At 54.0% G+C, this 12,688-nt stretch carries 13 protein-coding genes; 5 read left to right on the top strand and 8 right to left on the bottom strand.

Annotated elements, in window-relative coordinates; all coding sequences use genetic code 11:
• Nucleotides 1–66 precede the first annotated feature (66 nt).
• The 3 genes from OGX75_RS10610 to OGX75_RS10600 are packed head-to-tail and all read right to left on the bottom strand — an operon-like array spanning nucleotide 67 to nucleotide 2,584.
• On the bottom strand, nucleotides 67–879 hold the full coding sequence (locus OGX75_RS10610; RefSeq protein WP_012132572.1) for a MetQ/NlpA family ABC transporter substrate-binding protein: 813 nt from the start codon (nucleotides 877–879) through the stop codon (nucleotides 67–69).
• A gap of 21 nt (nucleotides 880–900) precedes the next feature.
• Entirely contained in the window at nucleotides 901–1,569 is a 669-nt protein-coding gene (locus tag OGX75_RS10605; protein WP_012132573.1) for a methionine ABC transporter permease, read from the bottom strand.
• Nucleotides 1,562–2,584, bottom strand: coding sequence for a methionine ABC transporter ATP-binding protein (locus tag OGX75_RS10600; protein ID WP_047457318.1), 1,023 nt, complete (start codon nucleotides 2,582–2,584; stop codon nucleotides 1,562–1,564). The genes OGX75_RS10605 and OGX75_RS10600 overlap by 8 nt, the downstream gene beginning before the upstream one ends.
• 423 nt (nucleotides 2,585–3,007) lie before the next feature.
• On the opposite strand from OGX75_RS10600, the gene OGX75_RS10595 reads away from it, so the two are divergent.
• The 5 genes from OGX75_RS10595 to lpp all read left to right on the top strand — a co-directional run bounded on the left by OGX75_RS10595 (nucleotide 3,008) and on the right by lpp (nucleotide 7,870).
• Entirely contained in the window at nucleotides 3,008–4,378 is a 1,371-nt protein-coding gene (locus tag OGX75_RS10595) for a pyridoxal-phosphate dependent enzyme (RefSeq protein WP_047457321.1), read from the top strand.
• Nucleotides 4,379–4,387: 9 nt separating this feature from the next.
• Nucleotides 4,388–5,533, top strand: a complete 1,146-nt coding sequence (locus OGX75_RS10590) for a trans-sulfuration enzyme family protein (RefSeq protein WP_012132577.1) — start codon at nucleotides 4,388–4,390, stop codon at nucleotides 5,531–5,533.
• A gap of 174 nt (nucleotides 5,534–5,707) precedes the next feature.
• Nucleotides 5,708–5,902, top strand: coding sequence for a protein YnhH (ynhH, locus tag OGX75_RS10585; RefSeq protein WP_244264181.1), 195 nt, complete (start codon nucleotides 5,708–5,710; stop codon nucleotides 5,900–5,902).
• A 7-nt stretch (nucleotides 5,903–5,909) separates the two neighbouring features.
• Nucleotides 5,910–7,322 carry a pyruvate kinase PykF gene (pykF, locus tag OGX75_RS10580; protein WP_012132579.1) on the top strand — a complete coding sequence of 471 codons (1,413 nt, stop codon included), beginning with the start codon at nucleotides 5,910–5,912 and terminating at the stop codon, nucleotides 7,320–7,322.
• Between the two features lie 311 nt (nucleotides 7,323–7,633).
• Complete coding sequence (lpp, locus tag OGX75_RS10575; protein ID WP_001082307.1) at nucleotides 7,634–7,870, top strand: murein lipoprotein Lpp; 237 nt, start codon at nucleotides 7,634–7,636, stop codon at nucleotides 7,868–7,870.
• A gap of 68 nt (nucleotides 7,871–7,938) precedes the next feature.
• On the opposite strand, the gene ldtE is transcribed toward lpp, so the two are convergent.
• The 5 genes from ldtE to sufC all read right to left on the bottom strand — a co-directional run bounded on the left by ldtE (nucleotide 7,939) and on the right by sufC (nucleotide 12,683).
• Nucleotides 7,939–8,943 carry a L,D-transpeptidase LdtE gene (gene ldtE / locus OGX75_RS10570; RefSeq protein WP_104868719.1) on the bottom strand — a complete coding sequence of 335 codons (1,005 nt, stop codon included), beginning with the start codon at nucleotides 8,941–8,943 and terminating at the stop codon, nucleotides 7,939–7,941.
• A gap of 101 nt (nucleotides 8,944–9,044) precedes the next feature.
• Nucleotides 9,045–9,461: a cysteine desulfuration protein SufE gene (sufE, locus tag OGX75_RS10565; protein ID WP_058669049.1), complete on the bottom strand. Its 417-nt coding sequence runs from the start codon at nucleotides 9,459–9,461 to the stop codon at nucleotides 9,045–9,047.
• A 12-nt stretch (nucleotides 9,462–9,473) separates the two neighbouring features.
• Nucleotides 9,474–10,694 carry a cysteine desulfurase SufS gene (gene sufS, locus OGX75_RS10560; protein WP_012132582.1) on the bottom strand — a complete coding sequence of 407 codons (1,221 nt, stop codon included), beginning with the start codon at nucleotides 10,692–10,694 and terminating at the stop codon, nucleotides 9,474–9,476.
• Entirely contained in the window at nucleotides 10,691–11,962 is a 1,272-nt protein-coding gene (gene sufD / locus OGX75_RS10555) for a Fe-S cluster assembly protein SufD (protein WP_115609351.1), read from the bottom strand. Before sufD ends, sufS begins: the two co-directional genes overlap by 4 nt.
• Nucleotides 11,937–12,683: a Fe-S cluster assembly ATPase SufC gene (sufC, locus tag OGX75_RS10550; RefSeq protein ID WP_012132584.1), complete on the bottom strand. Its 747-nt coding sequence runs from the start codon at nucleotides 12,681–12,683 to the stop codon at nucleotides 11,937–11,939. Before sufC ends, sufD begins: the two co-directional genes overlap by 26 nt.
• Nucleotides 12,684–12,688: the final 5 nt, after the last annotated feature.

Here is a 12,688-nt window from a genome sequence, read left to right as displayed (position 1 = left end):
CTCACCCGTTCGGCCAGGCTCTTTTATAGGCCGGATAAGCGTCATGCTATCCGGCACTACGTGGTATTAGTTATTGACCGGAATCACCGCGCCTTTGTACTTCGTGCGGATCCAGTCCTGAATCTCTTTTGAGTGCAGAACGTCAACCAGCGCCACGATGTCTTTTTTCTTCTCGTCGCCACGGTGTACGGTAATGATGTTGGCGTACGGATTGTTTTCTCCGCTCTCAACGGCGATCGGATCGTTAACCGGGTCCAGACCTGCGTCGATAGCGTAGTTGGCGTTAATCACCACCGCATCGCCTTCATCGTTGTTGTACATCTGTGGTAACAGCGCCGCTTCCACGTTCGGCAGGAACTTCAGTTTTTTCGGGTTATCCACGATGTCGCTGATGCGCGCGCTGACCTTATCCACGTCCGGCTTCAGTTTGATCACGCCCTCTTTTTCAAAGATCGACAGAATACGTCCCTCTTCAGATACCGCGTCACGCATAATGATCCTGCCGCCTTCCGGCAGATCTTTCAGCGATTTGTATTTTTTAGAGTAGATGCCGATCGGCTCAATATGAATCGCCCCGGCGCTGACGAAATCATAGGTTTTATCACCTGCATGATCTTTCAGCACGCTATTCAGGTACGGGATATGCTGGAAGTAGTTGGCGTCGATTTCACGACCGGCCAGCGCGGTGTTCGGCAGAATGTAATCCTGGAAAGGTTTAATCTCCAGATCGATCCCCTGTTTCGCCAGAATCGGTTTCGCCTGCTCAAGGATTTCCGCATGCGGTACGTTAGAGGCGCCAACGGTCAGCGTATCCGCCCAGGAGGCAAAGCTCAGGGCGCTTAAGGTTGCTGCGGCGAGTAATGTCAGTGATTTTTTCATGATAATGGTTTCCGTATTTTATTAGCGTTTATCTAACAGAGAGGTGATCACATCGCCGCAGAACTGGATAATGAAGACGATGATCAGGATAGTCACCGTCGCCACCAGCGTGACGTCGTTGTGGTTGCGCTGGAATCCTTCCAGATAAGCCAGGTTCCCTAAACCGCCTGCCCCAATCACTCCGGCCATCGCGCTGTAACTGACCAGCGCAATCAGCGTCACGGTGATCCCGGACACCAGTGCGGGTGATGATTCAGGCAGTAAAACCCGAAAAATAAGTGTGCTGAGACGTGCGCCCATTGAACGCGTGGCTTCAATCACGCCTCTGTCAACCTCGCGCAGTGCGATTTCAACCAGACGCGCATAAAACGGCGCCGCCCCGACAATCAACGCAGGCAGCGCAGCGTTCGCCCCGAGAATGGTGCCGACCAGCGCTTTGGTAAACGGGATCAGTAAGACGATCAAAATGATGAACGGGATCGAGCGAAAAATATTCACCACCAGCGAAATGACGCTATACAGCGTGCGGTTCTGAAACAGCCCGCCGCGCGCGGTCAAAAACAGCGCCAGCCCCAGTACAATCCCCAGCACAAACGTCGCGATACCGGAAAGCGCCGTCATATAGAGCGTTTCCTGCGTTGCCGCAAAAAGTTGTTCCCATTTCAGATGGGGAAACAGATTCTCAACCATGTTGTACTACCTCACCTTCAATATCGCTCTGCCGCAAATCCGCCAGAATATTATTCAGTTGTTCTTCCGTCGCCACGACGTGCAGCCACAGTTGGCCAAACACGCCATGTGCGGTTTGCGTCATCTTGCCGTGTAAAATATTGAAAGGCAGGCCGTAACGCAGGGTAAGCTCCCCTACGATCGGCTGATGCGTACTGTGCCCGGTGAAGGTCAGCTTAATCACCGTCCCGCCCAGCTCGCTCGCCAGCTGCGGGTTAAACGCTTCCTCTTCGGCATACTGACTTACCTGGCGGACAAACTGCCGGGTAATCGGCTGTTGCGGATGAGTAAAGACGTTCAGCACATCGCCTTCCTCCACCACTCTGCCGTTTTCCATCACCGCAACGCGATCGCAGATTTTGCGCACCACATGCATCTCGTGGGTAATAAGCACAATCGTGAGCTGGAAGCGGCGATTAATATCGAGCAGCAGATCCAGAATCTGATCGGTGGTTTGCGGGTCCAGCGCGGAAGTCGCCTCGTCGCAGAGCAGCACATCCGGGTTATTTGCCAGCGCACGGGCAATCCCCACACGTTGCTTTTGCCCGCCACTCAGCTGGGATGGGTAAGCATTCTCACGCCCGGTTAATCCCACCAGGTCGATCAGCTCCGCCACCCGCGCCTTGATTTTTGCTTTTGGCGCGCCCGCGATTTGCATAGAAAAAGCGATGTTTTCGCTGACGGTACGCGACCACAGCAAATTGAAGTGCTGAAACACCATGCTGATTTTCAGCCGCGCCTGGCGCAGGGACTCTCCTGTCGCCGCTGAAATATCGTGACCATTGATGGTCACGCTGCCCACGGTCGGTTTTTCCAGACCGTTCAGCAAACGAATCAACGTACTCTTTCCGGCGCCGCTGTAGCCAATAATCCCGTAAATTTGTCCCTGTTCAACCGTCAGATTAACGTTATCCACTGCGGTAATGGACAGCTTGCCGGGCGTAAAAACTTTCGAAATATTTTTCAGGACGATCATATCGTTATCGTATCCGCTGCTGCTTATGGTTATCCTGCCAGTGCTTTTAGCTGTTTAGCAGTATGGATGTCCAAATGAGTGTAATCAGGGTGTTTCTGCTTTTAAATGACCAAAAAGGAATTTGATATATCCAAAAAGAATAAGAGAGGCGCAGCGCGGGAAAATGGCTTTAGTACAATTTCGGCAACCTTTATGCGGGGAGCAGCATTATCCTTAACGCGAGCAGCGTAAACTGTTGAATTAATCGACAAAAACAGGGTAATTCGGCCATCAACACCGCCAGACGACTGCACGGCTAAACGTCCTGCCATCCAAATAGCGTTTTATATTCCATTCTGTTCTTATTCACAGACAAACATTCTTTAGGCGTGCATTTTGGCAACCCTATTATTTCGTCATGTTATTCACTGACGGATATTCACCATGACAACGTTTCACTCCATAACAGAACTGATTGGCAATACGCCGCTGCTTCAGTTGCATAAGCTGAATAGCGGCGTAAGCGAACTCTTTTTGAAACTGGAGAACCAGAATCCGGGCGGTTCGATTAAAGATCGCGTCGCACTTTCTATGATCAATGAAGCGGAAAGACAGGGGCTGCTAAAGCCCGGCGGCACGATTATTGAAGCGACGGCGGGCAACACCGGGCTGGGGCTGGCGCTGATCGCCGCGCAAAAAGGTTATGCCCTGACGCTGGTCGTGCCGGACAAAATGAGCCGAGAGAAGATCTTCCATTTACGCGCGCTTGGCGCACAGGTGGTATTAACCCGCTCAGACGTCAACAAAGGTCATCCGGCCTATTATCAGGATTACGCACGCCGTCTGGCGCAGGAGACGCCCGGCGCCTTCTATATTGATCAGTTCAACAACGCCGCGAACCCGCTGGCGCATGCTTCCACCACCGCCCCCGAATTGTTTGCCCAGATGGATGGCCGCATTGACGCCATCGTGGTCGGCGTCGGTTCCGGCGGCACGCTGGGCGGTTTACAGGCATGGTTTCGCGAACACTCCCCGCACACGGAGTTCGTGCTGGCCGACCCCGCCGGTTCAATCCTTGCCGATCAGGTCGAGACAGGCACATTCGGCACCGCCGGTTCCTGGCTGGTTGAAGGGATTGGCGAGGACTTTATTCCGCCGCTCGCCCACATCGAATCCGTTTCACAGGCCTTTCGCATCAGCGATAAAGACGCCTTCGCCACGGCGCGCGAGTTGCTCAGAACCGAAGGCATCCTTGCCGGTTCATCGACCGGTACGCTGCTCGCTGCCGCCCTGCGCTACTGCCAGGCGCAGACGCAGCCAAAGCGCGTGGCGACCTTCGCCTGCGATAGCGGCAACAAGTATCTCTCGAAAATGTTTAACGATGACTGGATGCGCCAGCAAGGGCTCATCACCCGGCCACAGGCTGGCGATCTGAGCGACTTCATCGCCTTACGTCATGACGAAGGGGCAACCGTGACCGCCGCGCCGGACGATACGCTGGCGACCGTGCTGGCGCGTATGCGCCTGTACGATATTTCGCAGTTGCCGGTTCTTCAGGAGGATCAGCTTATCGGCATTATCGACGAATGGGATCTGATTACGCATATTCAGGGCGATAACCCGCGTTTTTCCCTCCCGGTAAAAGAAGCGATGACGCGCGAGGTGGTCCGGCTTGATAAACGCGAACCGGAAAGCGCGCTGAAACCTATTTTTGATCGCGGCCAGGTGGCTGTGATTGTCGACAACGACCAGTTCCTCGGTCTGGTCACCCGTAGCGATGTGCTCACCCACTGGCGCAACCGCCTGGATAAATAAGGAACTATCATGAAATCGTATTCCACACTTAGCGTCCATAGCGGAACCTTTTCTGACGCGCACGGCGCCGTTATGCCGCCGATTTATGCGACATCGACGTTTGCGCAACCCGCGCCGGGTCAGCATACCGGATATGAATATTCACGCAGCGGCAACCCAACGCGCCATGCGCTGGAAACCGCCATTGCCGAGCTGGAAGGCGGTACGCAAGGTTATGCCTTCGCGTCCGGTCTGGCGGGCATTGCTACCGTGCTTGAACTTCTCGATAAAGACAGCCATCTGGTGGCGATTGACGATGTCTATGGCGGCACCTATCGACTGATTGAAAATGTGCGCCGTCGCAGCGCCGGACTACAGGTTAGCTGGGTAAAACCTGACGATCTGGCCGGTATCGAAGCCGCGATTCGTCCTGATACCCGCATGATCTGGGTAGAAACGCCGACAAATCCGTTACTAAAACTGGCCGATCTGGCGGCCATTGCCGATATCGCGCGTCGCCACCAGCTTATCAGCGTGGCCGATAACACCTTCGCTTCGCCGTTGATCCATCGTCCTCTTGATCTGGGGTTCGATATTGTGGTGCATTCCGCGACGAAATACCTGAACGGCCATTCAGACGTCGTCGCCGGACTGGCGGTCGTCGGGGACAACCCGGCGCTCGCACAACAGCTGGGGTATCTGCAAAACGCCGTCGGCGGCGTACTGGACCCATTTAGCAGTTTTCTGACATTACGCGGTATTCGCACGCTGGCCTTGCGAATTGAGCGGCACAGCGGCAATGCGCTGACGCTGGCGCAATGGCTGGAAAAACATCCGGCGGTAGAACACGTCTGGTATCCGGGGCTGGCGTCGCATCCTCAGCATGCCCTTGCGCGCCAGCAAATGTCACAGTTCGGCGGGATGATCTCCATCGTCATAAAAGGCGATGACCAGCGCGCCACTGACGTTATCACGCGGCTGAAATTATTCACCCTGGCGGAAAGCCTGGGCGGTGTTGAAAGCCTCGTCAGCCAGCCGTTTACCATGACTCACGCCTCTATTCCGCTTGAGCAGCGTCTGGCGAATGGCATCACCCCGCAATTGATTCGCCTGTCAGTGGGCATTGAAGATGTTCAGGATTTGCAGGACGATTTAGCTCAGGCGCTCGCCGGGTAGTTGCGCAACGCCGCCCTTTCCCGGGCGGCACAACGCAAGGATCATAATTAACGCTTTAATAACAATTTGTTGTGAATCTGCACAGATGTTTTTTGAAACGCTGTTTTCATTTTCCTTTTGTGTAAATTTCAGCGTATAATGCGCGCCAATTGTCTCTTGAATGGTTTCAGCGCATTGGACTGCAAAACTCAACGACTAAAAAACACGCCATCCCGTTGGGCTGAAACACGAGCACACATTCCTCTGCACGCTCTTTCGATGTCACCTATCCTTAGAGCGAGGCAACACCACTTTCGCAACACAGGTTTAGCTTCAAGGCCGTGCGCCCCTGAAGCCAGATTTCCATATCCTTCTCAACTTAAAGACTAAGACTGTCATGAAAAAGACGAAAATTGTTTGCACCATCGGTCCGAAAACCGAATCTGAAGAGATGTTAACCAAAATGCTGGACGCAGGCATGAACGTTATGCGTCTGAACTTCTCTCACGGTGACTATGCAGAACACGGTCAGCGCATCAAGAATTTGCGCAACGTAATGAGCAAAACCGGTAAAAAAGCCGCAATCCTGCTCGATACCAAAGGCCCGGAAATCCGTACCATTAAACTGGAAGGTGGTAATGACGTCTCCCTGAAAGCGGGCCAGACCTTCACTTTCACAACGGACAAATCCGTTATCGGCAACAGCGAAATGGTTGCCGTCACTTACGAAGGTTTCACTTCTGACCTGTCCGTAGGCAACACCGTACTGGTTGACGATGGTCTGATCGGTATGGAAGTCACCGCGATCGAAGGTAACAAGGTTATCTGTAAAGTGCTGAACAACGGCGACCTGGGCGAAAACAAAGGCGTTAACCTGCCGGGCGTTTCCATCGCGCTGCCAGCACTGGCTGAAAAAGACAAACAGGATCTGATCTTCGGCTGCGAACAAGGCGTTGACTTTGTTGCCGCGTCCTTTATCCGTAAGCGTTCTGACGTTGTTGAAATCCGTGAGCACCTGAAAGCGCACGGCGGCGAGAACATCCAGATCATCTCCAAGATCGAAAACCAGGAAGGCCTGAACAACTTCGATGAGATCCTCGAAGCGTCTGACGGCATCATGGTTGCTCGTGGCGACATGGGCGTTGAGATCCCGGTTGAAGAAGTTATCTTCGCGCAGAAGATGATCATCGAAAAATGTATCCGCGCACGTAAAGTCGTTATCACCGCGACCCAGATGCTGGATTCCATGATCAAGAACCCGCGTCCGACCCGCGCAGAAGCTGGCGACGTGGCGAACGCCATCCTCGACGGCACCGACGCAGTGATGCTGTCCGGCGAATCCGCAAAAGGAAAATACCCGCTGGAAGCCGTCACCATCATGGCGACCATCTGCGAGCGTACTGACCGCGTGATGACCAGCCGTCTGGACTTCAATAACGACAGCCGTAAACTGCGCATCACCGAAGCAGTGTGCCGCGGCGCGGTTGAAACTGCCGAAAAACTGGAAGCGCCGGTCATTGTCGTTGCAACTCAGGGCGGTAAATCTGCTCGCGCAGTACGTAAATACTTCCCGGACGCTACCATCCTGGCGCTGACCACCAACGAAGTGACCGCGCGTCAGCTGGTGCTGAGCAAAGGCATTGTGCCGCAGCTGGTGAAAGAAATTAACTCTACTGACGACTTCTACCGTCTGGGTAAAGAAGTCGCTCTACAGAGCGGTCTGGGCCAGAAAGGCGACGTTGTGGTCATGGTTTCCGGCGCGCTGGTACCGAGCGGCACGACCAACACCGCATCTGTTCACGTCCTGTAATAATTCCTGTGTGAATTAATTTTCTGAATAAAAAGCGCCCTCGCGGCGCTTTTTTTATTTAATCGATAGCCACTCTTAATAAAAAATCAAATCGGATTTCACTATCTAATCGCAGATTATCTAAGACGAATCCGATGGAAGGATTCTGTTTTCACTCGGTTTTTTAGCCATTTTAGCTCAATTCGATGCTTCTTTGAGCGAACGATCAAAAATAAGTGCATTCCCGTCAAAAAAATATTCTCAACCTAAAAAAGTTTGTGTAATACTTGTAACGCTACATGGAGATTAACTCAATCTAGAGGGTATTAATAATGAATCGTACTAAACTGGTACTGGGCGCGGTAATCCTGGGTTCTACTCTGCTGGCTGGTTGCTCCAGCAACGCTAAAATCGATCAGCTGTCTTCTGACGTTCAGACTCTGAACGCTAAAGTTGACCAGCTGAGCAACGACGTGAACGCAATGCGTTCCGACGTTCAGGCTGCTAAAGACGACGCAGCTCGCGCTAACCAGCGTCTGGACAACCAGGCTACTAAATACCGTAAGTAATAGTACCTGTGTAATAAAAATGGCGCACATTGTGCGCCATTTTTTTTGCCTGTGTTTTCCCTTCTCTGCTACTGCGTTGCCCGGGTTTCAACGCCGCTTCCGGGTTGGCTGTTTTGCGCGGACTCCACCACAGAGCGACCAGAAGCTACCGGCGCCTGCCCTGATGTAACGGCAACTGGATATCCCGCCCGGCGATACAGCGCGTTTTCCACCAGACGCTCATCCACCTCCTGAGTCGCCTTAAACTGCGTAAAGCCTGCTGGCAGCACATACGGCATCGTCTGTACGTTTTGCTCCTCTTCAGGCGACAGCGGGCGATGTACTTCAACGTAACGCATTCCATTTGGTTCCACGGCGAATTTCACCGGTTCGTTAATCACCCGTACCGGCGTTCCCGTTCTGACCTGCGCAAACAGAGCTTTAATGTCTGGCGCGTTCATCCGAATACAGCCGGAACTGACGCGTAACCCGACGCTGTCCGGGGCATTGGTGCCGTGAATGAGATACTCACCGTTGCCGTATGCCAGGCGCAGGGCGAAGCGTCCTAACGGGTTATTTGGCCCGGCGGGCACCACCGGCGGCAGCGTAATGCCGCGTTCAAGCGAGCGTTTGCGGATACCTGCCGTCGGCGTCCAGGTCGGATTCGGGATTTTTTGCCCGACGCGCGTCGCCATTACTGGCGTTTCCAGCCCCTCTAAACCAATACCGATAGGGTAAACCTGAACACTATTTTCACCCGGCGGGAAATAATAGAGTCGTAACTCCGCCAGGTTCACAATAATGCCTTCACGCGGCGCATCGGGTAATAACAGTTGAGATGGAATGATAATCGGCGTCCCCGGTTTAGGGACCGGCGCGATGGTATTATTTGCCTCCAGGATCAGCATTGCGGCAGTATCAAAACGCCGGGCAATCGCCTGTAAGTTTTTATCCCCCGCTTGCACGGTATAGGTTTGATTCTGCCCGACAAGGCGACTGTTTGCTGGCGGCAAAGGGTAATCCACTGCCCAGGCCGCCTGAAATGCGCTGTAAGCGCCGAAAAGTGTAACTGCAATGAGAGACGCACGTTTCATATCCACCCCCCTGGCGTTTTGCCGGATGGCGGTTAAATGCCTTATCCGGCCTACGAGTCACGTAGAGCTGTACGCCATCTGGCGTTCTACGTCTTTTCAGTTTAGCTAAGAGTTGCGGCTCTGGCGCGGATCGCGCGAATCATTGCTTCCAGTCCTTGTGAACGGGAGGGCGTGAGATGTTGTGTCAGCGCCATTTTTTCAAACCACGGCCGCACATCAAAATTCACAATATCCTGTGGCGTCATCTGATGATACAAAATGAAGACGATGGCAATTAACCCTTTTACTATTGCTGCATCGCTGTCGCCCTGCAATTCAATAACGCCGTCAGCGTTCTGACGCATAACAATCCATACCTGACTCTGACATCCCTGAATACTATTTTCCGGGTGACGATCCTGCTCATTTAATTCCGCCAGACGCTGCCCCAGTTCAATAATGTACAGATACTTTTCTTCCCAATTGGCGCAACGCTGAAAATTACGCAGCAATCTTTCTTTATCTGGTAGCGCAGCCATAGCGTCTCCCTGTTATCCCAGTAAGCGATGAATACGTTTTAGCCCGGTTGCCAGACGATCCACTTCTTCATGGGTGTTATACATTGCTATCGACGCCCGGCACATGGCGGGAACGTTGTAATACGTCATCAGCGGCATTGCGCAGTGATGGCCGGTTCGCACGGCGATACCGTAATTGTCGAGGAAGCTGCCCACGTCATAGGCGTGGTGTTTGCCCAGATTAAAGGCGATGACCCCCAGCCGGTTAGCCGGGCCATATAGCGTCAACTCCGGCACGTCCGCCAGCTGTTCCAGCGCATAGTGCATCAGGTTTTGTTCATATTCGCTGATTTCCGCCAGCCCTAACGCGCAAACGTATTCAATGGCGGCGCCAAGGCCAATAATTCCGCCCGTGTTCGGCGTCCCCGCCTCAAAACGCCAGGGCGCTTTGGTCCAGGTCGTCCCTTCCGTCAGACTAACGGTCGCAATCATCGAACCGCCGCCTTCCCACGGCGGCATATCCTGAAGCAGTTCCTCCCGGACATACAGCACGCCGATACCGGTGGGGCCATACAGCTTATGCCCGGAGAAAACGTAAAAATCACAATCCAGCGCCTGAACATCCACCGCATGGTGCATTACCGCCTGCGCGCCATCGACCAGCACTTTCGCGCCATACTGATGCGCCAGCGCGATCATTTCAGGAAGCGGGTTTTCCGTTCCCAGCACGTTCGACACATGCGCGATAGCCAGCAGTCGGGTACGCTCATCAAACAGCGACGGGAGCGTATCCAGCTGCAACGTGCCGTCCGTATTGAGCGGAATGACGCGCAGTTCCGCCCCTGTACGCGCGCACAGCATCTGCCAGGGGACGATATTGGCGTGGTGCTCCATCTCGCTGATGATGATGTTATCGCCAGCCCGAACATTCTCCGGCCCCCAGCTGTTGGCAACAAGGTTGATGCCCTCTGTCGTCCCGCGCACGAACACCAGCTCTTCCGCTGAACGGGCATTAATGAACAGCGATGCCTGTTTACGCACATTTTCCATCTTCTCGGTGGCCTGCGCGCTCAGCGTATGGATGCCCCGGTGCACCGCCGCATAGCCATGACGGTAAAACTCCGCCTCAGCGTCAATCACCTGGTTGGGCTTTTGCGCACTGGCCGCGCTATCCAGATACGCCAACGGCAGCCCGTTGACTTCACGCGTCAGGACGGGAAAATCAGCCCGCACTTTTTCGATGGGAAATGTCATGCTATGCCTCCCGGCAGGCGAAGCCCTATTCGCGCCAGCACCTGTTGTTTAAGCGCGTCATCGCCGAGGGCTTCCGTCAACTCAGCAGCAAACGCGTAGAGAATCATCTGTCTGGCATCCTGCTCTCCAATCCCGCGTGAACGCAGGTAGAACATCTGTTCGTCATCAATCCGTCCTACCGTCGCCCCGTGGCTGCATTTCACGTCATCGGCGTAAATCTCCAGCTGCGGTTTGGTGTCCACCTCGGCAAGTTTACCGAGCAGCAGATTGTTATTGGTCATTTGTCCGTCGGTTTTAATGGCGTGCTGCGCCACGTTGATCAAGCCATTGAATACCGCCCGACCTTTATCGCTGACAATGGTTTTATGCAACTGGCGGCTGTTGCAGTAACCCTTGTTGTGCTCCAGCCACGTACGGGTATCACACACTTCGTTTTTCACCGGCATCGCCAGGCTGTTAATCCGCAGCGTGGTGTTTTCACCGTTTAACTGGGTGCTGGTGTTATGTCGCAGCACGGCATCGCCCAACAGGAAACTGTGGCTGTGCGCGCTTGCATCCGCCGCCAGCAGAATGTCGTTATGGGCAAAGTGGTGGCTCACCGGGTTTTCAAACGCCAGTTTGATGTGGTGCAGATGCGCATTCGCCGCCACGTTCATGGTCAGACGCGCCCCGGTAAAGTGTCGTGCCGCGTTAAGGCTGACATAGTGCTCTATCACCGTCGCCTCTGCCCCTTCCGCCAGTTCCAGGTGGTGACGGTAGTGCGCAGTGTTGACCTCATCGCCTTCCAGCCCCTGCGTGATGTGCATCAGCAGCAACGGCTTAGAGGGCCGCTGGTTGCGCTTAACGCTGATGTGCGTCACGCTCTGCGCCAGGCTTTCCGTCAGATGCAGGAAAACCTCCGGCTGAACCGGTGTGGCCAGCGTCTGACGTTCGTCGTTGATCGCAATGTCGAAACCGCTGGCTGTAGCGCTGTCGCTAAGCTGCGGGCTGAACTGGCCGTCAACAAACACCAGACGCACAGCGTCGATATCCAGCGCCAGCGCGTCGCGCTGTTCCTGAGTAACCTCGGCAAAACGGCTGACAAACTGGCTACTGACCAACCCTTCCAGCGGCGTGTATTTCCAGTTTTCATGCTTACGCGTCGGCAGCCCCAGGCGCAGCATCTGTTGTAAATGCTGCTGCGCGTGCGCCGAGCGGGATTCGCCCTGCGCCTCAAACAGATGGTGCCATTGTTGCAGCGCGTTACTGCTGTTCGGTAAGCCAGCCATATCCTTGCTCCTCCAGTTGTTTGACCAGAGTGAAATCGCCGGACTTCACAATCCGCCCCTGATACAGGACGTGGACGTAATCAGGTTTGATGTAGTCCAGAATACGCTGATAGTGCGTCACGATAATGAACGAACGTTTACCGTCACGCAGCGAGTTGACGCCTTCCGCGACAATTTTCAGCGCATCAATATCCAGCCCGGAGTCAGACTCATCAAGAATGCACAGTTCCGGCTCCAGCACCGCCATTTGCAGAATATCGTTACGTTTCTTCTCACCACCGGAGAAGCCCACGTTTACCGAACGGGTCAACAAATCTTCCGGCATCTTCAAAAGCGCGATTTTCTCTTCCATCAGATCCTGAAAATCAAAACGATCCAGCGACTCCTGACCACGATAGCTGCGCACGGCATTCAGCGCTGTTTGCAGGAAAAACTGGTTGCTGACGCCAGGAATTTCTACCGGATACTGGAACGCCATAAAGATGCCTTCGCCCGCCCGATCCTCTGGCGACAGTTCCAGTAAATCTTTGCCTTTAAATTCGACAGAGCCGCCAACCACTTCATAATCTTCACGGCCCGCCAGCGTCGCGGAAAGCGTACTCTTCCCGGAACCGTTCGGCCCCATAATGGCATGCACTTCTCCGGGTCTGACGTCGAGGTCCAGACCGCGCAGAATCGCTTTATCTTCCACACTGACCTGTAAATCTTTAATGCTTAACATGTGCT

Source organism: Citrobacter sp. CK199, assembly GCF_030333285.1.
Taxonomy (GTDB): domain Bacteria; phylum Pseudomonadota; class Gammaproteobacteria; order Enterobacterales; family Enterobacteriaceae; genus Citrobacter_B; species Citrobacter_B koseri.
Note: the sequence above shows the minus strand (reverse complement) of the source record. Positions and strands in the feature narration are given on the sequence as shown.

Excerpts from the sequence above, each read along its gene's own strand:
- ldtE (WP_104868719.1), bottom strand. The coding sequence starts at position 8,943 with ATGAAACGTGCGTCTCTCATTGCAGTTACACTTTTCGGCGCTTACAGC.
- OGX75_RS10600 (WP_047457318.1), bottom strand. The coding sequence starts at position 2,584 with ATGATCGTCCTGAAAAATATTTCGAAAGTTTTTACGCCCGGCAAGCTG.
- sufE (WP_058669049.1), bottom strand. The coding sequence starts at position 9,461 with ATGGCTGCGCTACCAGATAAAGAAAGATTGCTGCGTAATTTTCAGCGT.
- pykF (WP_012132579.1), top strand. The coding sequence starts at position 5,910 with ATGAAAAAGACGAAAATTGTTTGCACCATCGGTCCGAAAACCGAATCT.
- lpp (WP_001082307.1), top strand. The coding sequence starts at position 7,634 with ATGAATCGTACTAAACTGGTACTGGGCGCGGTAATCCTGGGTTCTACT.
- OGX75_RS10590 (WP_012132577.1), top strand. The coding sequence starts at position 4,388 with ATGAAATCGTATTCCACACTTAGCGTCCATAGCGGAACCTTTTCTGAC.
- OGX75_RS10605 (WP_012132573.1), bottom strand. The coding sequence starts at position 1,569 with ATGGTTGAGAATCTGTTTCCCCATCTGAAATGGGAACAACTTTTTGCG.
- sufS (WP_012132582.1), bottom strand. The coding sequence starts at position 10,694 with ATGACATTTCCCATCGAAAAAGTGCGGGCTGATTTTCCCGTCCTGACG.
- sufC (WP_012132584.1), bottom strand. The coding sequence starts at position 12,683 with ATGTTAAGCATTAAAGATTTACAGGTCAGTGTGGAAGATAAAGCGATT.
- OGX75_RS10610 (WP_012132572.1), bottom strand. The coding sequence starts at position 879 with ATGAAAAAATCACTGACATTACTCGCCGCAGCAACCTTAAGCGCCCTG.
- OGX75_RS10595 (WP_047457321.1), top strand. The coding sequence starts at position 3,008 with ATGACAACGTTTCACTCCATAACAGAACTGATTGGCAATACGCCGCTG.
- sufD (WP_115609351.1), bottom strand. The coding sequence starts at position 11,962 with ATGGCTGGCTTACCGAACAGCAGTAACGCGCTGCAACAATGGCACCAT.